This window comes from Mariniradius saccharolyticus AK6 (assembly GCF_000330725.2).
Lineage (GTDB): Bacteria > Bacteroidota > Bacteroidia > Cytophagales > Cyclobacteriaceae > Mariniradius > Mariniradius saccharolyticus.
In genome coordinates this window covers 16459-37874 of the sequence record NZ_AMZY02000001.1, presented here as the reverse complement: position 1 = coordinate 37874, position 21416 = coordinate 16459, and the positions used below count along the sequence as shown (strand labels likewise).

Sequence of the window (21416 nt, the reverse complement as noted above, 5' to 3'; positions counted from 1 at the left end):
ATCAATACCAAAGGATACTGCTGTCGCCGTAACTCAAAAACCTGTAATCGTTGTCAAGTGCGGCATGGTAGACTTCACGCCACTTCCCTTTTGTAAAAGCAGCCACCAATAGGATCAATGTTGAAGAGGGCTGATGGAAATTTGTGATGAGTCCGTCACAAACTTTGAATTCATAGCCGGGCATGATCATGATTTCCGTGTGGCCTGTTATTTCATGTAGGCCTCTTTTTTCCATCATTTTCAAGATTGCTTCAAAACTCTGTTGCCTATTCGGTAGGGCACTATGGCTGTCGTAGGGGTATAATTTTGGGATCCAAAACTGCGCATTAGCTTCCGATCCCAGCATTACGCCAAACCAATACAGGCTCTCCAGAGTCCTCATGGATGTGGTACCTACAGCGATGATTTTCTCAGAGTGCCTGGCCAAGGCTGCAACAGTCTCCTTATTTACAACCATCTGCTCGCTATGCATGGCATGGTTGGCGACCTGATCTACTTTGACAGGAGCGAAGGTCCCCGCGCTTACATGAAGGGTCAAAAATTCCTCTTTAACTCCTTTCCTTTTCAGGTTTTCCAGTACATCCTGCGTGAAATGCAGACCAGCGGTAGGTGCTGCCACCGCCCCTTCCTTTTCGGAATAGACAGTTTGGTAGCGCGGCTTGTCCAACTCGGTGGGTTTTCGGTTGAGATAGGGTGGAAGGGGAACTTCTCCAGCGGCCTCTACGATACTGACAAAGGGGATTTTCTCATCATTCCATTCAAAAGCGACAGCCTTGGAATCTCTATATTCGAGATTTGCAAACACGGTGCAGGATTGTCCGTTGATGAGGATTTCACCGCGTAGCTTTTCGTTACTTTTCCATTTTTTCAGGTTACCGATCATGCATTCCCACACGACGCGCTTTGTTTCGAGCATGACTTCGTTAATCAGACTGCTTGGATATACTGGCTTGAGTAGAAAAATTTCAATTTTGGCCCCGCTTTCCCTTTGGAAGATCAACCGTGCCGGTATCACCTTTGTGTTGTTAAAGACCATCATGCAATCGCCGGGCACTAAGTCAGGTAGGTCAAAAAAGTGATGGTGACTGATTTTTCCGTCCTTCAACTGCAATAGTTTAGAATGGTCTCTCTTTTCCAAGGGAAACTTTGCAATTCTCTCCTCGGGGAGGATATATTCGTAATCAGAGAGCCTGATCTCGGCTATGGATTTTGCCAACGGGTGCATATCTTCAGTTATCAGGCGGCAAATATAACCTCCATGTCAGAATATCTCCACGATATCCAATTTTCCTTCCAGCCCTATGTGCTGAAGTTCAAGTTTGAGGCGGGTACCTCGCGAGGGGTGATGACGGAAAAGACGAGCTATCTTTTTCAAGCCATAGAAAATGAAAAACCGATAGTCATTGGATGGGGGGAAGCAGGGCCGCTGCCGAAATTGAGTGTGGACGACTTGCCGGATTTTGGATCCGTGATGGCGAATTATGTGGAGAAACTTTCAGGTAGCTCTATTCCTTGTGATCCAAATTCGGTACTGGACTGGTGCAGCACCCAAATCCCCGAGAATCTCCCAAGCATACGTTTTGCCTTTGAAACAGCACTTTTGGACTTGGTCAATGGTGGCAAAAGGAAAATTTTTGACACGGGATTTTTTCATGGAAAAATGGCAATTCCGATCAACGGATTGATTTGGATGGGCAAAAAGGAGATGATGCTGGATCAAATTGAAAAGAAGCTATCCGAAGGCTATTACTGCATCAAGATGAAAATCGGAGCGATTGGATTTTCTGAAGAGCTGGAATTGATTGCCCATATTCGTAGTCGGTTCGGTGCCGACAAGATTGTTTTGCGCGTAGACGCAAACGGTGCGTTTTCTCCTGAAGAAGCTAGTGAAAAATTGAGAAAACTTGCAGATTGGGACATTCATTCCATTGAGCAACCGATACGTCAAGGTCAGGTAGAAGCCATGGCGGAACTCTGTAGAAGCAGAATTCTCCCGATTGCATTGGATGAGGAGTTGATCGGGGTGATAGGGAAGAGCGCAAAAAGGAACCTGCTCGAAAGAATCAATCCGCAGTACATCATTTTGAAACCAACGCTACACGGTGGGATAAAGTCCTGCCAAGAGTGGATTCAGTTGGCCGAGGAACTGGGCATAGGCTGGTGGATGACATCGGCCTTGGAAAGCAATATCGGATTGAATGCCGTCGCCCAATTCACTTCAACCTACCCAATCAACATCCCACAGGGCCTAGGAACGGGACAGTTGTACCACAACAATTTCGCCTCGCCATTGACGATTGCAAAGGGCTACCTGCACTATATGCCGAGCACAACTGCTTGGGATATAAAAGTATAGAAACGAAAAAGCCCCGGGGCGACCGAGGCTTTTTCACTAGATGTCAATGTGGTGTATATAGATTAAACAACCTTTACATTCACTGCATTTAGGCCTTTTCTTCCTTCTTTCAGGTCGAATGTTACTTCGTCATTTTCCCTGATTTCGTCAACGAGACCAGTCACGTGTACGAAATACTCTTTGGAAGACTCATTGTCAACGATGAAACCGAAACCTTTGGTCTCATTAAAAAATTTTACTTTTCCTTTGTTCATGATAATTGTAATTGAATGAATAATTTGGGACAAATGTAAGGATACTTTTCGCATATCAAGCAGATATTCAGAAATATTGTTTATAATGATTCCTTTTTGGCTTCCAGCTCAATCCGAACGCTTGGCTATTGCCATTGGACTGATTTAGTTTTACCTTGGATGTGGCTTGTGGCTGAATTTTTCAGGCTTGATTGTATGAGAAGAACTCGGTGGATTTTGATGTGTTTTGGATTTGCTTTCCTGATTGGATCGCAGGTATGTGCGCAGGAGAAAGCCGATACGCTGCCGGAAAAATCGCAGTATGGTTTTTCTGGCGATGAAGCGGGCGAGGAATCCAGGCCATTGGTGATCAAGCTGTCGGACGACGGGAAAAAATATGTGCGGTTTATACTTTGGGGGCAGATTTGGGCAAGGGCTCTGCAAAACAATCCCGGAACGCTGGGCGTAGATGGACAGCCTGTTGATTGGACCACAGATATCGGGATCAGGCGGGCGAGGATGCTAGCCTATGCGTCCGTTTCTCCGAGGTTTTTGATCATGCTGCATTTCGGGATCAATAACCAGACCTTTATGAATGGGGGTGTTCCGGGAGGAGGGGATTCCGGTAATGCCGGTTTGTTACCTATCGATCCGAATGTTCCAATCCTATTCAACGACATGAGTTCTGCCAAGAAACCGCAGATGTTCATCCATGATATCTGGAATGAGTTTAAAGTGACTCCTGAATTGTACATCGGCGCCGGCCTTCATTACTGGAATGGGGTTTCGAGATTGTCGAGCGCAGGAACCCTGAATTTCCTTGCACTGGATGCCCCGATTTTCAATTGGGGAAACATCGAGCTCACAGACCAGTTTGCCAGGCAGTTTGGTTTCTATGCAAAAGGACAAATAAGGAACTGGGATTATCGAGTTGCCTTGAACAAGCCTTTTTCTGTCGGGAGCGGTGGCACCTTTGATCCGGTCAGAGAGCGATCAATTGCGTTCAACGATCAAAATGACAACTGGGCGACGCAGGGTTATATAGCCTATCAATTTTGGGAGCATGAAAACAACAAATTGCCATTTTTTGTGGGCAGCTATTTGGGAGACAAGAAAGTATTCAATGTAGGCGGGGGATGGCACCATCATCCTCAGGCAACCAGCTCCATCGATCAGTCCGGAGGAAAAAGCCGCCATGATATCGGACTTTTGGGATTGGATGTCTTTTTGGATTTGCCTTTACGAACAGCCTTGGGTAAAGCGGCTTTCACATTTTACGGAGTTGCCTATCGTTATGATTTTGGGCCAAATTACATCCGAAACATCGGCATCATGAACACAGGTCTCGGCCGGGGAACGACCCAAAACGGACCGGGAAACAGCCAGCCGATGATTGGCACGGGGAATATTTTCTATTTCCAAAGCGGCTACATGCTCCCAAAAAACCTAATGGGAAACCTAGGGGGATTTCAGCCATTCGGTTCGTTGACAATCAGTGATTTTGAGTATTTCGATCAAAGCACGACGCAATACAGCCTCGGCTTCAATTACCTGATTTCGGATCACCGCGCCAAACTGAGTTTGGAATATCGGAGGAGGCCCTATTTCGAGAATTTCATCCGGACTGGTGGTGCGGGGGAACTTATTCTCCAAACACACATCATCCTGTGAAGAGCGCAGACGGCCAAAGTCTTGTTTCTCTCAGTGTCAATCCAATCCAAAGAAATAAACAGGTTTGTTGATTTCTGCTTCCAAGGAAAGCTTGGTGAGTTTTCCTGTTTGAACGTTTCTTTCAAAAACCGTGATTTTGTTGGATGCTTGGTGGGCGGCGAGGAGGTATTTCCCGTCCTTTGTGAGGATAAAATTTCTCGGCATGTTTCCCCCCGTTTTTACCCTTTCTACCCACTCTAGATTTCCATCGCCCAATATTTTAAAAACGCTGATTTCATTGGCATCGCCGCGGTTGGAAACGTAAAGGTTCCTTGCGTCTGGCGAAATCCTAACTTCGGCAGCACTAACGTTGCCAACAAAATCATTTGCGGTGAGTGGAAAGGACTCGACGTACCCAACCTGGCCATTCTCAAAGGAATATACCCCAATTTCTGCCGTGAGCTCATGTACCAAGTAGACTCTGCTACCATTTGGATGTATTGTCAAATGCCTCGGTCCTGAACCCGGAGCCACTTCAAAATAGGCCGGATCGGAATGGTTGAACGGAACGGCATAGCTGGGATTGAACTTGTAGATATGGATTTTGTCAGTCCCGAGATCTCCAACGAGTAAATATTTGCCATCGGGATGAAAGACAGTGCTATGGACGTGTGCCTTTTCTTGTCTATCGATATTGATACTTTGCCCCTCGTGCTGAATCGTCTGGACAGGTATGAGTTTTCCACCATCGATTTTAAAAGTCGAGAAATTTCCCCCGCTATAATTCCCAACCACCAAAAACCTCTCTTCTTCATCCATGGCAAGGTAGCAGGGGTGGTCGCCCTTTGTATCCTGCACGTCAATTTGTTCCAGCGAATTGTTTTGGCGGTCAAACCTGAATGACTTCACCTTTCCGCCATTTTCACCTGCTGTCTCTTCGACAGTATAGATCAATGTTTGGGCATTGTTGGCGATTACAAATGATGGATTATTTACACCAGAAGCCACCACAGACACATCCAAAACGTTTTTGTCTGGATCGAAATTGAGCAAGCCAATGCCTTGGCTTTCGTTTTCCGTGTAGGTTCCGATCAGGAAAGCATATGGTGTTTCCACTTTTTCTTCTTGGGGTTTATTGTCGCAAGCGATTGTGAGGCAGAGTGCGACAAGGATGCTGCCAACGATTTGCTTATTCCAGTTTTCCATCGGGCTTTTTGTCAAGTTTTGCTGGGTTTTTATCAGGAGATTCACTGTAAAGGACGTGGGTTTCCGGATCGTACTTTCCTGCCAATTCATCGATTTTTGTTCCTTTCCAAACAGGAATGTTGGTAATATAAGCCGCCTTTGCCAACATATGTCCTGCGATCGTCACTGTCAAAAATATAAAAACAATGATTGCCAAAATCCTGGAAACCACAGGAAATGCTTCGAAATAAATGGCCGCAGCCAAGAGAATCATGCCGACACCCAAAGTGGATGCTTTGGCCGTCACCGAAATGCGGAGATAAACATCCGGCTGGCGCAGCATGGCCACCGAGGTGGAAAGGATAAATAAAGCGCCCACCGTTGAGCAAATCATGATAATTACTTCCTTCATCTCTTGTTCTTTTGTTCGATGTAATAGGCGTATACAGTGGTACTGAAAAAGGCAATCAAGGCAAAGAGCATCGCAATATCCAGGAATGTACTTTGGTCAAATAACATACTGAAAATGGCAATGATACAAATCGAAACCAAGAAAAGCATATCCAATGCAATCACACGGTCAGCCATACTCGGTCCCTTCAGAAATCTGACGAATACCAAAATGACCGAAACTGCCAAGATTGGCACGATCACCCAATAGAAGTAGTTTTCGAAGCTCATGCGAATAATTCTACTAGTTTGTTTTCAAAATCTTCCTTCAACTCCCGGATGAATTTGTCCTTGTCCTCTAGGTGCATGACGTGTATGTACATGACTTTCTTATCATCAGAAATGTCCATTACCATCGTTCCCGGAGTCAGTGACACCAAATTTGCCAGGGTGACTATATGAAACTCATCCTTGAGTGTCAGGGGTACTTTCACAATTCCTGGTTCGAGCTTGGATTTGGAATAAAGCGATTCTTTCACTGTTGAAATATTGGAGAGGATGAGTTTCCAAACCAAGAACAAGAGAAAATACACGAGTTTTGGAAGGATGACAAAATATTTTCGGTCCGATTTTTTTGTCGCCGTGATCCAAAGAATCCCAAGACCAATGATGAAGCCAAAAATGAAGTTCTCGGCAGTCGCTACTCCGGTGGCAATCACCCAAATTACTGCCAGCAGGAAATTGTTCAGAAGAAGTGACTTGTTCATGGTTGTGTGATTTGATTGCCCAAAACAGCCTGGATATAGGGACCTGTATCCATCAGGTCAGAGGAAATTTTCCTTGACACTTCGATGATATGTTCAGCCCCCAGGCCAATAAACAGAGAAACTGATGCTAGGAAAAAGATTGGAAAAACCATCAACCATCGGTTGGCTGCGCTCATTTGGTGAAAGTATTTCCCATCGGCTTGCTTTGGGAGGTTTTCTGCTTTTTTCCAGAAAACCTCTAGCCAGATTTTCCCTACGACCCAAAGCGTGAGGAAACTACCCAAAATAATCGCTCCTATGAGGAAGAATTCCCGCGATTCGAGACCTCCTTGGATCAGGAATATTTTGGACCAAAAACCGGATAGGGGCGGAAATCCAACCAGGGAAAACAGTGGAATGGCCAAAAGAAGCGAAAGCAAGGCGTGGTTTCGATACATTCCGCCCAATTCATGGATATTCTCTGTCCCGTTCATTTTTAAAACCAAGCCTGAGATCATGAATAGGTTTGTCTTGACCACGATATCATGAATGAGGTAAAATACCGCACCCATGATGGCCAATTCGGTAAACATTCCGAATCCTGCCATGATGAATCCAATATGACAAATGATCAGGTATCCGAATGTTTTGTTCATGCTTTTCTGCAAAAGCGCGCCCATACCGCCCGTCAAAATCGTCAGTCCTGCGACCACGGAAAACAAAGGTCCGAGAAATTCGTCGCCACCAAACATCAGCGTGAAGCAGCGGATGATCGAGTAAACCCCAAGCTTTGTCATCAAACCACCGAAAATGGCGGAAACCGCAGCCGGAGGTGTATGATAAGCTGCCGGCAACCAAAAATATAGAGGGAATATTGCTGACTTGATCCCAAATGCAACAAAGAAGATTCCAGCCGTTGCATTGACCAAGCCTCGGTTGGGGATTTCAGCGATTTTGAGCGCTACATCGGCAAAGTTCAATGTCCCTGTCAATCCATAGATAAACCCGATTCCAACTAGAAACAGAGATGAAGCCAAGAGGTTGAGTGACACGTATTTCATCGCACCTTCCAATTGCTTTTTCTTTCCACCTAAAGTCAATAATACAAACGAGGAAATGATTACAACTTCGAACCAAACATAAAGATTGAAGATGTCGCCTGCTAGAAAAGCACCCATCAATCCCATCAGTAGATAATGGAGGATTGGGAAAAAACCAAATTGTATCCGTTCCTTTCTTAAGCTTCCCGAAGCAAACATTGAAACCGCAAGTCCGGATAGGGATGCCAATAGTACCATGGTGGCGCCAAAAACATCGGACACGAAACTAATCCCAAAAGGCGAATCCCAATTTCCGGCATGGCTGATTTGGATGCCTTGCTTCCACGTAGTGTCAAACATCCAAATTGCGATTCCCACCGAAATGAGCGAAAGCAGGATACTCAGCGTTTTTTGGATACCGATTTTTCCCCAACAGAAAAGCAGAATGATCCCTGCCAAAAATTGGAACACAATAGGCAATATCGTCAGGTTGTTGATCATATTTCCTCTTCGCTAGAATTCAGCTCATCCAGGTCATCCGTTTCGAGCACCTTGTACACTTTCTTGATCAAAATAATCGCAAATGACTGCAAGCCAAAGCCAATCACAATCGCCGTCAAAATCACCGCCTGCGGCAAGGGATCGGCATAGATATCGGTAAACACTTTCATCCCATCTGCCATCACCGGTGGATGTCCTTTGACCAATCTTCCCAAGAGAAAAATCAGTAGGTTGGCCCCATTTCCCAATAGAATCAATCCGATAATCATCTTGAACATGCTGCGGCGCAGCAGCATGTATACGCCGCCGGCATGCATCAATCCGATCAAAAAAACGAGCAACAACTCCATATCACACAGATTCAGAAATTGAAAAGAAAATCGTCAAAGTAGTTCCGATCACGACCAGATAAACCCCAATATCAAATACCAGCACGGAACTGACAGCACCGATAAACCTCAGTGGTTCGGAAAACCACAATCCGGTCAGAAACGGCAGCCCAACAAACCAAGGCGCGATTCCAGCCACCAAAGCCAACAAGAGTCCTACAGGCATAAGGTATCCAGGATTTACCCTGATGATTTTCCTCGTCTGGGTCAGTCCATATGCAAATGAATGGATCAAGAATGCCATGGATGCCACCAATCCGCCTACAAATCCACCACCGGGTTCGTAGTGCCCCCTCAGGAGCAGGAAAATGGAGAACAGGAGCAGCAGCGGCAGAAGGTAATCTGAGGCTGTCCGGAAGATCAGTGATTTCATATCAGGGATTTTTTTGGGGATTAAGGTCCAACTTCATCAATGTGTATACGCCTATAGCAGCGATGACAAGCACGACCGTCTCGACGATGGTATCAGAAGCCCTGAAGTCCACCAAAATGACGTTTACGACGTTCCGGCCCTTAGCTAGGAGATAGGCGTTTTCCGCATGGAAAGTCGAGACATCTGTTTGTGATGGCGACTCAAAAACCTCCAAGGTCAGAATTGCAATAAATGCCCCAAAAACCAAGGAAATTATACCGTCACGGATTCGGATGGGATTGGAGGAAAGCTTTTTGTTTTTGGGTAGCCTGAAGAGCACCAGCATAAACAGAACCACCGTCAGCGTATCGATCGAGAACTGTGTCATCGCCAAGTCGGGTGCAGAAAAGAAGAGGAAAAAGAGACAATTGACAAAGCCAACAATACCCAAAGCGAGGATGGCCATGGTTCGCGAATGTGTCAGGACGGCAATCCCAATAGAAACTGCCATCATGGCCGTCAAAATGACCTCGTAAAAGCTAACGGATGAGATTTGCTCCCAATCGATATGGATGTCCACACCGCCTAAAAGCCGGTAACCCGTCACCAAAATAAGGAATGCGAGGATGGTGATGAAATAGTTTCGTAAATAGCCATTTTGGAAGAAATCCGTCCAGAATCTGGAAAACCGCAGGAATAGATTTCCGCCGCTTTCGAACAAGGACTCCGGAGATGTCGACTCGAACCGAAACGTTTTGGCGAATTTGGTATCGCTGGGTTTCCAGAAAAAATACAAAGCAACACCCGCCCCGAGCGTGATTAAACTGAGCAATAGGACAAGGTTAAAGCCATGCCAGAGTTTTAGGGTATAAATTTCATTACTCCCGCTGATCGCATGAAATAACGGTTGCACGAAACTGCTGTCGATAAGTGCCGGGTAAACGCCGGTGATTATGGTGCAGATTCCCAAAAGAACCGGGGGAATCCAAAGCGTAGGAGGCGGACCTTTGACTGAAGCCAATTCGGTGGGTAAGTGCCCAACAAAGGGCTTGATCCCGGCCCAAAATCCAGCTACGAGCAGAAATATTTTTGTGAGCACCAAGATCGCGACAGCAACGATCGTCAAATTTCCGAGCGCCAAAACGCCTTCGTACATCACTTCCTTACTGAGAAAACCCAAGAACAGCGGAAATCCGGCGCTACTCAATGCAGCCACCACACCACCAAAAGCCACCATAGGCATTACTTTCCCCAATCCCTTAAGGCCGGGTACATTTCGGGTTCCAGTTTGATGATCAATAATGCCCGTGACGAGGAACAGAGCAGCTTTGTACAACGCATGGGCCAGAATGAACAATCCTGCTCCCAAAAGCGCTTTTTCGGTACCGACGCCCAGTAGGAAAACCAAAATCCCCAAAGCCGAGATGGTGGAATAAGCCAATATGCTTTTCAAATCCACGCGGAACAAACTATGCGCCGCCGCATAAAACATCGTGATGCCGCCGACCCACAGAAGGGTATCATTCCAGATCGGATTAGCCCCCAACACAGGAGTCATCCTTGCCAAAAGGTAGATTCCCGCCTTGACCATCGTCGCCGAGTGCAGGTAAGTGCTGACAGGAGTTGGAGCCTTCATGGCACCGGGCAGCCAAAAATGGAAGGGAAATTGGGCGGATTTGGTAAAGGCACCGATCATAAAGAGGCCCACAATCCAGACGTAACTGGGACTATTTTGGATAGTTTCGGATAATGGGACTAAGGCCGAAAAGGAGAAACTCCCGCCGACAGTGCCTATCAGTACGACTCCCGCCAATAACACCAGTCCCCCAAAACCCGTGATACCCAAGGCCGTCAGTGCAGACTTGCGGGAGGACTTTTCCTCATGGTTGAAGCCGATCAAAAAGAAAGAGCTGATACTGGTCAGCTCCCAGAAAATGAACATCGCCATCAGGTTGTCCGATAGCACCAGTCCCAACATAGATGCCATAAACATGGACAGAAAGCCATAAAAGCGATCAAGCGCCGGATGTCCCTTGAGGTAATAGGTCGAATAGAAGAAAACCAAACTACCTATGCCCGTGATTAAGAGTGCAAACAACAGCGACAATCCATCGATCCTGAAATCCAAATTGATTCCATAGCTCGGAATCCATGGATATCCGACCACTTGTGGACCGTTAGACAGTCCCGGCAGCCAGCCAAGGAAATACACAAACAATCCCAAAGGCAGTAGGGAATAAACCCAAGGAAAAACACTTTGGCCGAGTTTTCTTAATACAGGTGTAAAGGCCGCAAAGATAAAGCCCAAAAAAACCGCTGTGATCATCCCGAATGCTTTCGATAATATGAAAATTCCATCGCCTAAAATACGAATTAATTTTTCCCGTATGGACTCGCCTAAAAAAATCTCCAAGGTTTGATGTTGGGGCAATGTCGATCAATTTTTCCTTGAAAAACATACCAAGTCTGCCAGCCATTTCACGCCTTTCTTTTCCACTTTTGCCCCAAATCCCTACCTTTGTGCCTTCTTCATCAAGGCTTCTACCGACACGCATGATCTTCTTTTTCCAATCCCCCCAGCACTTGGTCTATGCCGTCCAAGCGCAGTTCCCCATTTCCGCTACCGACACCGACAAATTGGTGTGGCTTTTTGGTGGCGCGACACCGCTCAGCGGACCTTCAGTTGCGGGTCGGTTTGCTGGTCCGAGAAAGGAAATGATTACGCCTTGGTCCACCAATGCCGTGGAAATCACGGTTAACATGGGCATCGCGGGTATTCTGCGGATCGAGGAGTATTTCCCCTTGGGTGAAAAAGACAGCATTGATCCCATGCTGCAAAAGGTCTACGCGGGTTTGGATCAGGATATTTTCGATATCCATCTGCAGCCCGAGCCTATCAGGGCAGTGGAAGATATCGGAGCCTATAATACCAAAGAAGGCTTGGCGCTGAGCCAGGAAGAAGTAGATTATTTGGAAAATGTGGCCAACCAATTGGGCAGGCCACTCACAGATTCCGAAGTTTTTGGATTTAGCCAGGTCAATTCTGAGCATTGCCGTCACAAGATTTTCAATGGGACGTTTGTGATTGACGGGGAGGAAAAGGAAAAGACGCTTTTTCAATTGATTAAGGAAACCTCCAAGCGGAACCCGAACAAAATCGTCTCTGCCTACAAAGATAACGTAGCCTTCATCGAGGGTCCAGCGGTACAGCAGTTTGCGCCCAAAACGCAGGATAAGGCCGATTTTTTCGAGCCTGAGCCTATTGAGACAGTAATTTCGCTCAAAGCCGAAACACACAATTTTCCAACCACGGTCGAACCATTCAACGGTGCCGCAACGGGTTCCGGCGGTGAAATACGAGACCGCCTCGCCGGTGGTACCGCATCCATTCCACTCGCAGGAACTGCTGTTTATATGACTTCCTATGCGCGTTCTGAGGAGGGGAGAAGCTGGGAAAAGAATCTTCAGCCAAGGAAGTGGCTTTACCAGACACCCATGGACATCCTGATCAAAGCCTCTAATGGGGCCTCGGATTTCGGAAATAAATTTGGCCAACCTTTGATCTGTGGATCGGTCTTGACCTTTGAGCATGAGGAAGCAGACAAATCCCATGGCTTTGACAAAGTCATTATGCTGGCAGGTGGTGTTGGATTTACTCGAAAAGAATTTGCGAAAAAACATGAGCCCGGCAAAGGGGACAAAATCATCGTCATGGGTGGTGATAATTACCGGATCGGCATGGGCGGCGGTGCTGTTTCCTCGGTAAATACAGGTGAATTTTCAAACGCCATCGAGCTGAACGCGATCCAGCGCTCCAATCCCGAGATGCAAAAGCGGGTTTCCAACGTCATTCGCGCTATGGCTGAAAGTGCCGACAATCCGATCATTTCCATCCACGACCATGGTGCAGGTGGACATTTGAACTGCCTCTCCGAATTGGTTGAAAGTACGGGCGGGACGATCCATTTGGACCAATTGCCGGTGGGCGATCCGACACTTTCCGCCAAGGAAATCATCGGCAACGAATCCCAAGAGCGTATGGGATTGGTCGTTCACGAGAAAGACGTTGCAACCTTGCAGCGTATCGCCGAACGTGAGCGGGCTCCTTTCTATGTCGTCGGAGAGACGACTGGAGATATGCATTTCAAGTTTGAAAACAGAAAAACAGGGGAAAAGCCTGTGGATTGGGACTTGGCATACATGTTTGGAAGTTCGCCGAAAACTATTTTGGAAGACAAAACCCAAAGCCAATCGCTTGAAACCCCAAGTTACCAAGCTGAAAACTTACAGTATTATATAGAGCAAGTTCTCCAACTCGAGGCGGTTGCCTGCAAGGATTGGTTGACCAACAAGGTGGATCGGTCTGTTACCGGACGGGTTGCCAAGCAGCAAACGGTGGGCGAAATCCAACTTCCCTTGAACAATGTGGCTGTGATGGCGCTGGATTTTACAGGAGAAAAAGGCATAGCGACTTCTATTGGCCATGCGCCTGTCGCAGCATTGGCCAATCCCGAGGCAGGGTCAAGGTTGGCGATAGCCGAGGCTTTGACCAATTTGGTCTGGGCACCGCTGACACACGGGCTTGCGGGTGTTTCGCTTTCCGCCAACTGGATGTGGCCTGCCAAGAATTCCGGCGAAAATGATAGGCTTTACCGTGCGGTCAAGGCGATTTCCGATTTTTCAATTGCCCTCGGCATCAACGTGCCGACCGGAAAGGACTCGCTTTCGATGACGCAAAAGTATCCGGGTGGCAAAACGGTTTATTCTCCAGGTACCGTCATCATTTCGACGGTAGCAGAATGTGCTGCTCCCGCTAAAACAGTTTCTCCAAACCTGCAGCCGATTTTGGGCAGCAAGGTATTCTACGTTGATTTTTCAAAAACATCCGCCCAAATCGGTGGGTCGAGTTTTGCCCAAATCCTGAACAAAGTGGGCAATGAAACGCCTGACGTACAGGATCACCAATATTTCTCAAAGGCATTTGGCGCTATCCAAGCACTTATCGGAAAGGGTCAGATCCTTGCAGGCCATGATATTTCTTCTGGCGGTTTGATTTCTGCCTTGCTCGAAATGTGCTTTCCTTCCTCAAAAGTTGGTTTGTCGGTACATGTAAACCGATTGGAAGAAAAGGATATCGTGAAAGCTTTGTTTGCCGAAAACCCGGGAGTGTTGATCCAGGTCATGAATCCTGAAGTGTTAAAGGGGTTCCTGGATAATCTTGGTATTACCTATATCTCCGTCGCAGACGTGACAATGGATGGCAAGGTAGATTTGCAGGGTGCGAACCTGAGCTTGGAAATAGCGGCAATGCGGGATATTTGGTTCAGATCTTCGTATTTGTTGGACAAAAAGCAAACCGGCGAGAAACTCGCATTTGAGCGCTTCCAGAACTACAAGCATCAAACGCTTTCCTATAGATTCGGCAATGGCTTTTCGGGCAAATTTTCGAATTGGGCTTTGGACCCTTTCCGCAAGACAAAGTCAGGTGTCAACGCTGCCATCATACGCGAGAAGGGTGTAAATGGCGACAGGGAAATGGCCTATTCGCTATGGCTTGCAGGATTTGACGTGAAGGATGTCCATATGACCGATCTGATCAGCGGAAGGGAAAACCTCGCCGATGTACAGATGATCGTGTTTGTGGGAGGCTTTTCAAATTCCGACGTGTTGGGCTCGGCTAAAGGTTGGGCTGGGGCCTTTCTCTACAATGAAAAGGCAAAACAAGCCCTCGACAATTTCTATGCACGGAAGGACACTTTGAGTTTGGGCGTCTGCAACGGATGCCAATTGATGGTGGAGTTGGGACTCGTCACTCCGGAGCATGACCGGAAGCCGAAGATGCTGCACAACGCCAGCCACAAGTTTGAGTCCTGCTTTGTCAATGTGGAAGTGCCTCAAAACAATTCCGTGATGTTGGGTTCGCTTTCGGGCCAGCGCTTGGGCGTATGGGTTGCCCATGGTGAAGGCAAATTCAGCCTACCAAAGTCCGAATCGGATTACCATATTGGCATGAAATACAGCTATGGTGCCTACCCAGGCAATCCTAATGGATCGGATTATGCCGTGGCAGGGATTGCCTCAGCAGACGGAAGACATTTGGCAATCATGCCGCATATCGAACGCTCGCTGAAGCCCTGGAACTGGCCATTTTATCCAACAGAGAGAAATTCAGACGAAGTCAGCCCTTGGATGGAGGCCTTTGTGAATGCTTTCAATTGGGTGAAAGCGCATTAAGAGCGCGCAAAGAAAAATAAGGTGCAAAGCGCGCGAACAAGTTGATGGCACGCAAAGGCGCAAAGCCGCCAAGAAAACGCAATAGCGCCTGCAGCCACTTTGTACTCGTTGCCTTTCAGCGGTTTGCCGAGAAAAAAAATAGCCACGAATTCGCGAATGGTGTTCCTCTGTCAACTGCCACTGATCTCTGTATTCTATTAGTTGGCGTTCTTCGCTCCTTTGCCGTCTTTGCGAGAAAAAAATTGCCACGAATTCACGAATGGTATTCCTCTCCCACCTGCCACTGATCTCTGTGTTTTATTAGTTGGCGTTCTTCGCGCCTTTGCTGTCTTTGCGAGAAAAGAATGGCCCTGAATGTCTGCCAACTGCCACTGAACACTGCCTTCTATTTCTTCGCTCCTTCGCGGTCTTTGCGAGCGGCGCGAAAACACTATTCTTTTTTTCTTTCCATCACGACCACCAGCTTCTTCAATGGCTCGGAGTAGGCAAGGCGAGTGATATTCTGGTATCCAACGACCTCGACGCTGCCGAGTGATTCCCAGCTTTCCTTTCCAATTTTTCGGATAAAAAGCTCATTGCCTATTCCCATCAGGAGTGTATTGGCATCCAGCCAGATAAAATCCTGTGATCCGGGCAGACTCATTCCGAGGTCGATGTATTCCCTTTTCTCGATATCAAATCCCACAATACTGTAAGACTTGTGCCCATTCGATTCGGTCATTTTATCTAAGTCCAAATAGGCAATCGTGCTGGATTTTGGCCGCTTTTTGATGGATCGACCGACATTCTTGTCGATCGTGTGCAATTCGGACTTGCCGTAGGGATAGACCAAGCTATTGGGTTTGCCAAGGACAAACATCGCCGCCTTGTTGTCATACCAGTCATAATAACCGACAGGCTCTATATCGTCATACAGCAATTCGGGTTCTCCAAAATTGGTGGGGTAGAGCCAAAGCCGCTGCTTTCCGTCCGGTTCAACGGTCACCGCCGATACATAGAGGCCACAGTCGGTCAACGAAGGTGAAAACTCATTGCGATCTGCGGATTTCGTCAGGTTCGTGAATTTCCTCGATTCGAAGTTGTAAATGATGATGTCATGGTTGCCTTTGTCGTCGGCTGCCGAGAAGGCCATTTGCTTATCGTTGATAAAGGCGGGTTGATTGTCGTAAAGGTCGCGGTCCGTGATCTTTTCAACGCTGTTGATACTCAAGGTCCATTTGCCCGTTTGTTTTTTCAGGTCGACAGCAATCAGGTCAAAACTACCCTGGGCGATTAGTTGCGGGATACAAATGAGATAGGTAAAAAGGGTAACAAAGAATCTACGATACATAAATCAATTGCTTTTCGGAAACCAAATTACAAAATGAAGGTTAGAATGGGGTGGGAAAATTGAAATTATATACTGATGCCCGATTGGACTTGTTGCGGAAAAGGGGGGATGACCTTGCAGATCGGCTCGTGGTTTTTTTGATCCAAAATCCTGAATGGATTGAAAGGATCAATTCTTGGGAGCAAATCCCTGCGGTACAGGAGGTATCGGATTTCCCGAAATTGGTCAAGGAATATTTCCTGTTTTTCCATTCAAAGCCCGATTTTATCGATCTGACGAAGACTGCCGCAGCGCAGGATTTTTTCCAGAAAAACTCCAACCTCTATCTCTCCCTCCTCGGATTTTATTCGCTTCCCTACTGCTATGCATTCGCCGATGGGGCGCAGGTTTTGGTGCGGTCCAAGCGGATTACGGAAGAAATTGGGGTCAGGCTTTCTGAAACAGCGCTTTTCCTGTTGGATGCTTTTTTCCCTGGGACATTCATGAACAACGACGAGAAGCTCATGACGTTGGCGAAAGTACGGTTGATTCATGCATTCAGCAGGTATTTTGTATCGCGGCACGCTAGGGATTGGGATGATGATTGGGGCATTCCGATCAACCAAGAGGATCTTGTCGGTACGAATTTGGCGTTTAGCCTGATGGTCATGCGGGGCATGGAAAAGCTGGACAGATTTCCAGGCAAGGATTCCCTCGAGGACTTGCTGCACTATTGGAAGCTGATTGGTTTTTACCTTGGTTTGGAGATTGACTATTGGCCTGAGACTGCCAAGGAGGCTTTTGAACTGGAGAAATTGATCCGGAAGCGACATCTTAAGCCATCTGAGGCTGGGCGGATTTTAATGGATTCGCTTTTGAGATACTACAAAACGTCGATTCCGGATACCGCAATCACATCCGTAATGGATCAGTTTATTGGATATTTTTTGGGAAAAGAGGCCTCTGCGGCATTGGGTATTTTAGCTGTTGGCAAATTGCCAAAGCAGGTCTATGGTCTGGTTTTGGATTTCAGCTTTTGGAAACAGGGGCGCACCCATTCAGGGTATGGGGGATTAAGAAGGGATTTGAAGCAGCGCTTTAAGAGTGAATTTGGTCGTGACCTTGTCCTTAACCTCCCCATTCCAAAGCGTTCATAATCGTACACTTTTTGTCCGTGTGCGCGTCAGCGCTATTTCGAATGGTGCATTTTTGGCGTGATTTAAGGGTTTTTGGCATATGGCATCCTTTTCGTATTTTGAAGGACATATGAGAAATGTAAGTAACATTTTCCGCAAGTTTCCTTTGGAATTGGTCTTTTGGCTTGGTGCGATTGTTGGCATCTTTCTGATAGACCCTTATGGACCCCAACATTTCAGCCTATGCCCGTTGAGTAACCTAGGATTCGACTGGTGCCCCGGCTGTGGATTGGGGAGGTCCATGAGCTTGTTGACCAAAGGAGATATACAAGCATCCTGGTCCATGCATCCGCTGGCCATGTTTGCTTTCGCGGCGATTGGTTACCGCATCTATCAACTCATAAAACTCATCAAAACTTCTAATCACTATGGCTAATGTATTGAGACACCTTCCTGAATTGGAAGGAATGGAATTGGGTTACATCCAGGGAATCCTTAAAAACATGGATGACGATCAGGCTAACCTTTTCGCACAGGTTTACCGAGCAAGGAGGAAGGACAATCAGATGGTATTGATACTCTGTCTGTTGGGCTTCTTCGGATTTGCGGGTCTGCATCGCTTTGTTTTGGGGCAGATCGGATTGGGTATCCTGTATATATTGACAGTAGGTCTTTGCTTTATCGGTACGATTGTGGACTTGGTCAACTACAAGAGTCTTGCATACGAATACAACATCAAAGTAGCCCACGAAACGCTCTCAATGATGTCAAACGGTGGTATGGGCACCACATCAACCACCGCCTCAAATGTATAAGGATATAAAAGCAGTGTTTTTCGTAGCGGCCCTAGGCTTAATGCTTGGTGGCTGCTACGCAACTTCTGAAAAGACTGTTACCACAGATTATGAGGAAACCTTCTCGGGAATCGAGGAAATCGTATTGGAAGGCAAATTCCTTGAAGTGTCTTATGAAGGGCGGGAAAATTCAACAGAAGTACATCTCAATGGCTATGTCGAGGCTCCGGAAAGTTCCGGTCTGCAAATCAAGTACCGAAAATCGGGTTCCAAGCTGATTGTCGAAGTTGTAGGTGACACAGAAATAATCGGCTGGAATTTCGGGAACAGATTTGACGGATTTATCAGCTTGACCGGACCCGAGAACATCAAGCTCGATTTTCAAAACGGCTCGGGTTCGATTGAGGTATTGAATGTCGTTCACGAGGTAATCGACCTGAAGGTTAATTCGGGTAGCATCAAGGCGATGGGCATAGAGTCAAACACCATAAACCTTCATGCATCCTCCGGAAGTATAACGGGCGAAGCTTTGACCGGGAAAGTCCTGGCCGAAGTCAATTCTGGTTCGGTCAAATTGACGGAGATAGAAGGAGACGTGAGGGCCAACGCATCTTCCGGTTCCCTTAAGTTCGAAAATATCCAAGGAAAGGTAGACGCCAAGGTAAATTCCGGCAATATCCGGCTATCTGAAGTCAAGGAACTTGGACAGTTAGAGGCAAGTTCAGGCAGTATCAAGGCGGAAAGATCAGGTCTCGGACCAAATTCCAACTTCAAAGCCAACTCTGGCAGTGTATCGATCCAAACAACCTCTGATTTGAATGCTTTCAATTATAACCTTTCGGCCACAAGTGGTTCGGTGAGGGTAGGTGACCAGGATTCAGGCAAAAAGTTGGACATCGATAATGGCGCAAGTGCTACTGTTGAAGGCAGGGTATCCAGCGGATCCATCAAAATTATCGGTGAAGGTTCTGAATCCCCTGAGTAGGTACTGTAAAATCAGTATCGATTACTTTCCCTGATGGTCTCGCGGTCATCAGGGACTTTTTTTTTTTATAAAAGCAGGATGGGATCAGAATCTCGAGATCTGCAACCAATAATTGAATTTCGATTCCAATGCGACTTGAATACTGCTTTGAAAAACTTGGGAATTTCCCACCATTGTCATGATAGCAATTCTAACGGCTGTGGATTACGGATTTTACGATCAAACAGGAATATATTTTAAAATAGAGCAACAGATTCTATTGGAATCATCGTTCCTGAACTTCAAAAATAGTAATACTAAAAACATAAAAGAAACAAGTAAAACGACTGTAATTAGTTTAAATGCAAAAAAAATGTAACAAAGTGCAAAAAAATGTTGACATAAATATTTTTTATGAATATCTTTCATTGAACTTTTAACCTTTCCCAATTATGAAAAATTTAACCAAAGCCCTGAGTACTTTTACAGGCCAAAGTTCTTTCAAAATCCAGCTAGGTTTCTTTGTTGCCTTGTTGTTTTTTTTGAACGCCTGTACGGAAAGTCTGCTGAAGGATGAAGACATCAGCAACGACTTGAGTTTGCTTTCACAAAACCTTGCGAAGGAGTTTGGAAAGCTAGGTATTTCGGACGCTGCCAACGGCGGCAGTGTGGACGAGTTTTATTTTCTGGCGCCGACTGTTGCCAAGGCTCCGAAGTATCACAAAAACTTTCACCCCAACCTCAGTCCAATTGTCGAAATCAGCGACGACTTGGGTTTTAAGAACTACCACGCTGTCTTCAACCGTGATGGTGCCGCAGACGGCAAAGTCGTAGTCAATAAGGCGGAGGAGAATTACTTTGTCGATTGGAATCCGAGTGAGACGAAGGCACAAATCGGGAAAATCTACCGTATTCGCGTTCGCATCGGGGAAAAAGTACTTGGCCACTTGGATGTGGGCGTAGTACCTTCCAATCAGACCAAATCGCTCCAGGATGGTTTGATTCCTGTAGTTCAAAACCAGAATTTCAGAATCGCATTTCGGGTAGAGGAAAAAGAATGCCCGGCGCGTATTGAAATCAAGCCGGCTGAAGCAACAGTTCTTGTCGACGGTGAGCAGCAATATGAGGCAATCGTCTATAACTTTTACGGAGAAGTGCTGACAGATTTTGCGTTTTTGAATATCAAATGGTCTGTAGCGGATGGCGAGGTCGCCTCCATTGACCAAGATGGTTTGGCCAAAGGCAAGAAATTCGGTGTCACCGGTATCAAAGCCAAGTCTTTTGATGTAGAAGGAACAGCCACGCTTTTCGTACAGGAAGCAATTGCACCAAGGCCTGGTCGTGACGTCGTGGTATTCAACGACGTAAACCATTTGGATAATACGGGCCTAAACAACCCGAATAATAGACTTTTGGTACGTAATCTGATCGATTATCAAACTATCGGAAATCGTGCCAATGGAAAAACAGTATGGATGGACTGCGGCAGGAATTCCGGATATCCTCAGGCATGCCAAGGAAACAATACACATACGGCGTTGCATCAGTTTATTCAGAATTCTGGATATAGTCTCACATTTATCAATTCGACTAATACACCTTTGACCAATATTGATCCTGACGTGAAGATCCTTTTTTTGTGGTTGCCAAAAGTCCAGTTCTCTGTGGCTGAAATCAACGCAATGAAGGATTTTGCCAATGAAGGTGGGCGTATAATTTTCATCGGCGAGTGGGATGGTTTTTATACCAATGTCGGGCTTGCCGTAGAAAATCAATTCCTGATCAACATGGGCGCTGTCATGCGTAATGTGGGCAACGCAGTTGATTGCGGCTATAATACGCTTCCATTTGCATCGTTGAGGCCGCATCCAATTACGAGGGACATGACGGATATCACCATTGCCTGTGCGTCAGTTATCCAATTAGGTCCAAATGATTTTGCATTGTTCTACAACAGCACGAACTCACTTGTCCTTGGCGGCGTGGCCCAAATTGATACCAATCCGATAACAGAACTTCAGAATGCAAGGGTGGCGCCTAGCGATCAGTCAAGATTGAGGATTCTTGGCGAACTTGATCCAAGAAAAACTACAGGATTTTAACGGTTTCACTAAATAGCTTTTTTCAGTTGGACAGA

Annotated in this window: 19 protein-coding genes; 8 read left to right on the top strand and 11 right to left on the bottom strand. The window is 46.5% G+C overall.

Annotation, left to right across the window (positions count from 1 at the left end; translation table 11 throughout):
- Nucleotide 1: 1 nt before the first annotated feature.
- Nucleotides 2-1225 carry an S-adenosylmethionine:tRNA ribosyltransferase-isomerase gene (locus C943_RS00200; protein ID WP_085988924.1) on the bottom strand — a complete coding sequence of 408 codons (1224 nt, stop codon included), beginning with the start codon at nucleotides 1223-1225 and terminating at the stop codon, nucleotides 2-4.
- Between the two features lie 33 nt (nucleotides 1226-1258).
- On the opposite strand from C943_RS00200, the gene C943_RS00195 reads away from it, so the two are divergent.
- Complete coding sequence (locus C943_RS00195) at nucleotides 1259-2356, top strand: o-succinylbenzoate synthase (RefSeq protein WP_008623196.1); 1098 nt, start codon at nucleotides 1259-1261, stop codon at nucleotides 2354-2356.
- A 62-nt stretch (nucleotides 2357-2418) separates the two neighbouring features.
- On the opposite strand, the gene C943_RS00190 is transcribed toward C943_RS00195, so the two are convergent.
- Nucleotides 2419-2610, bottom strand: coding sequence for a cold-shock protein (locus tag C943_RS00190; protein ID WP_008623186.1), 192 nt, complete (start codon nucleotides 2608-2610; stop codon nucleotides 2419-2421).
- Between the two features lie 195 nt (nucleotides 2611-2805).
- Here C943_RS00190 and C943_RS00185 point away from each other — a divergent pair, with 195 nt between their 5' ends.
- On the top strand, nucleotides 2806-4260 hold the full coding sequence (locus C943_RS00185; protein ID WP_040478444.1) for a hypothetical protein: 1455 nt from the start codon (nucleotides 2806-2808) through the stop codon (nucleotides 4258-4260).
- Nucleotides 4261-4296: 36 nt separating this feature from the next.
- On the opposite strand, the gene C943_RS00180 is transcribed toward C943_RS00185, so the two are convergent.
- The 8 genes from C943_RS00180 to C943_RS00145 are packed head-to-tail and all read right to left on the bottom strand — an operon-like array spanning nucleotide 4297 to nucleotide 11168.
- Nucleotides 4297-5460, bottom strand: a complete 1164-nt coding sequence (locus C943_RS00180) for a lactonase family protein (protein WP_245545485.1) — start codon at nucleotides 5458-5460, stop codon at nucleotides 4297-4299.
- Nucleotides 5429-5836 carry a monovalent cation/H(+) antiporter subunit G gene (gene mnhG, locus C943_RS00175; RefSeq protein WP_008623180.1) on the bottom strand — a complete coding sequence of 136 codons (408 nt, stop codon included), beginning with the start codon at nucleotides 5834-5836 and terminating at the stop codon, nucleotides 5429-5431. The genes C943_RS00180 and mnhG overlap by 32 nt, the downstream gene beginning before the upstream one ends.
- Nucleotides 5833-6105: an MrpF/PhaF family protein gene (locus C943_RS00170; RefSeq protein WP_008623177.1), complete on the bottom strand. Its 273-nt coding sequence runs from the start codon at nucleotides 6103-6105 to the stop codon at nucleotides 5833-5835. The genes mnhG and C943_RS00170 overlap by 4 nt, the downstream gene beginning before the upstream one ends.
- Nucleotides 6102-6581: a Na+/H+ antiporter subunit E gene (locus C943_RS00165; protein ID WP_008623175.1), complete on the bottom strand. Its 480-nt coding sequence runs from the start codon at nucleotides 6579-6581 to the stop codon at nucleotides 6102-6104. Before C943_RS00165 ends, C943_RS00170 begins: the two co-directional genes overlap by 4 nt.
- Nucleotides 6578-8101: a proton-conducting transporter transmembrane domain-containing protein gene (locus C943_RS00160; protein WP_008623173.1), complete on the bottom strand. Its 1524-nt coding sequence runs from the start codon at nucleotides 8099-8101 to the stop codon at nucleotides 6578-6580. Before C943_RS00160 ends, C943_RS00165 begins: the two co-directional genes overlap by 4 nt.
- Entirely contained in the window at nucleotides 8098-8451 is a 354-nt protein-coding gene (locus C943_RS00155; protein WP_008623166.1) for a Na+/H+ antiporter subunit C, read from the bottom strand. Before C943_RS00155 ends, C943_RS00160 begins: the two co-directional genes overlap by 4 nt.
- A gap of 1 nt (nucleotide 8452) precedes the next feature.
- On the bottom strand, nucleotides 8453-8863 hold the full coding sequence (locus C943_RS00150; protein ID WP_008623164.1) for a Na+/H+ antiporter subunit B: 411 nt from the start codon (nucleotides 8861-8863) through the stop codon (nucleotides 8453-8455).
- A gap of 1 nt (nucleotide 8864) precedes the next feature.
- Nucleotides 8865-11168, bottom strand: a complete 2304-nt coding sequence (locus C943_RS00145) for a putative monovalent cation/H+ antiporter subunit A (RefSeq protein ID WP_040478439.1) — start codon at nucleotides 11166-11168, stop codon at nucleotides 8865-8867.
- A 227-nt stretch (nucleotides 11169-11395) separates the two neighbouring features.
- On the opposite strand from C943_RS00145, the gene purL reads away from it, so the two are divergent.
- The gene (gene purL, locus C943_RS00140; RefSeq protein ID WP_040478432.1) at nucleotides 11396-15076 is read left to right on the top strand and encodes a phosphoribosylformylglycinamidine synthase; all 3681 of its coding nucleotides are present in this window, start codon (nucleotides 11396-11398) and stop codon (nucleotides 15074-15076) included.
- A gap of 430 nt (nucleotides 15077-15506) precedes the next feature.
- On the opposite strand, the gene C943_RS00135 is transcribed toward purL, so the two are convergent.
- Entirely contained in the window at nucleotides 15507-16406 is a 900-nt protein-coding gene (locus tag C943_RS00135; RefSeq protein WP_008623160.1) for a TolB-like translocation protein, read from the bottom strand.
- Nucleotides 16407-16456: 50 nt separating this feature from the next.
- On the opposite strand from C943_RS00135, the gene C943_RS00130 reads away from it, so the two are divergent.
- The 5 genes from C943_RS00130 to C943_RS21190 all read left to right on the top strand — a co-directional run bounded on the left by C943_RS00130 (nucleotide 16457) and on the right by C943_RS21190 (nucleotide 21381).
- Nucleotides 16457-17542 carry an oxygenase MpaB family protein gene (locus C943_RS00130; protein WP_008623158.1) on the top strand — a complete coding sequence of 362 codons (1086 nt, stop codon included), beginning with the start codon at nucleotides 16457-16459 and terminating at the stop codon, nucleotides 17540-17542.
- A 109-nt stretch (nucleotides 17543-17651) separates the two neighbouring features.
- Complete coding sequence (locus C943_RS00125) at nucleotides 17652-17957, top strand: DUF2752 domain-containing protein (protein WP_040478430.1); 306 nt, start codon at nucleotides 17652-17654, stop codon at nucleotides 17955-17957.
- Nucleotides 17950-18336, top strand: a complete 387-nt coding sequence (locus tag C943_RS00120; RefSeq protein ID WP_008623151.1) for a TM2 domain-containing protein — start codon at nucleotides 17950-17952, stop codon at nucleotides 18334-18336. Before C943_RS00125 ends, C943_RS00120 begins: the two co-directional genes overlap by 8 nt.
- Nucleotides 18329-19300 carry a DUF4097 family beta strand repeat-containing protein gene (locus C943_RS00115; RefSeq protein WP_008623149.1) on the top strand — a complete coding sequence of 324 codons (972 nt, stop codon included), beginning with the start codon at nucleotides 18329-18331 and terminating at the stop codon, nucleotides 19298-19300. Before C943_RS00120 ends, C943_RS00115 begins: the two co-directional genes overlap by 8 nt.
- A 431-nt stretch (nucleotides 19301-19731) precedes the next feature.
- The gene (locus C943_RS21190) at nucleotides 19732-21381 is read left to right on the top strand and encodes an Ig-like domain-containing protein (protein WP_008623146.1); all 1650 of its coding nucleotides are present in this window, start codon (nucleotides 19732-19734) and stop codon (nucleotides 21379-21381) included.
- Nucleotides 21382-21416: the final 35 nt, after the last annotated feature.

Bases quoted from the DNA above. Each gene is read 5' to 3' on its own strand.
- C943_RS00170 (WP_008623177.1), bottom strand. From the start codon at position 6,105: ATGAGCTTCGAAAACTACTTCTATTGGGTGATCGTGCCAATCTTGGCA.
- C943_RS00120 (WP_008623151.1), top strand. From the start codon at position 17,950: ATGGCTAATGTATTGAGACACCTTCCTGAATTGGAAGGAATGGAATTG.
- purL (WP_040478432.1), top strand. From the start codon at position 11,396: ATGATCTTCTTTTTCCAATCCCCCCAGCACTTGGTCTATGCCGTCCAA.
- C943_RS00160 (WP_008623173.1), bottom strand. From the start codon at position 8,101: ATGATCAACAACCTGACGATATTGCCTATTGTGTTCCAATTTTTGGCA.
- C943_RS00185 (WP_040478444.1), top strand. From the start codon at position 2,806: ATGAGAAGAACTCGGTGGATTTTGATGTGTTTTGGATTTGCTTTCCTG.
- C943_RS00150 (WP_008623164.1), bottom strand. From the start codon at position 8,863: ATGAAATCACTGATCTTCCGGACAGCCTCAGATTACCTTCTGCCGCTG.
- C943_RS00125 (WP_040478430.1), top strand. From the start codon at position 17,652: ATGAGAAATGTAAGTAACATTTTCCGCAAGTTTCCTTTGGAATTGGTC.
- C943_RS00115 (WP_008623149.1), top strand. From the start codon at position 18,329: ATGTATAAGGATATAAAAGCAGTGTTTTTCGTAGCGGCCCTAGGCTTA.
- C943_RS00155 (WP_008623166.1), bottom strand. From the start codon at position 8,451: ATGGAGTTGTTGCTCGTTTTTTTGATCGGATTGATGCATGCCGGCGGC.
- C943_RS00165 (WP_008623175.1), bottom strand. From the start codon at position 6,581: ATGAACAAGTCACTTCTTCTGAACAATTTCCTGCTGGCAGTAATTTGG.
- mnhG (WP_008623180.1), bottom strand. From the start codon at position 5,836: ATGAAGGAAGTAATTATCATGATTTGCTCAACGGTGGGCGCTTTATTT.
- C943_RS00145 (WP_040478439.1), bottom strand. From the start codon at position 11,168: ATGATCACAGCGGTTTTTTTGGGCTTTATCTTTGCGGCCTTTACACCT.
- C943_RS00190 (WP_008623186.1), bottom strand. From the start codon at position 2,610: ATGAACAAAGGAAAAGTAAAATTTTTTAATGAGACCAAAGGTTTCGGT.
- C943_RS00195 (WP_008623196.1), top strand. From the start codon at position 1,259: ATGTCAGAATATCTCCACGATATCCAATTTTCCTTCCAGCCCTATGTG.
- C943_RS00200 (WP_085988924.1), bottom strand. From the start codon at position 1,225: ATGCACCCGTTGGCAAAATCCATAGCCGAGATCAGGCTCTCTGATTAC.
- C943_RS21190 (WP_008623146.1), top strand. From the start codon at position 19,732: ATGAAAAATTTAACCAAAGCCCTGAGTACTTTTACAGGCCAAAGTTCT.
- C943_RS00135 (WP_008623160.1), bottom strand. From the start codon at position 16,406: ATGTATCGTAGATTCTTTGTTACCCTTTTTACCTATCTCATTTGTATC.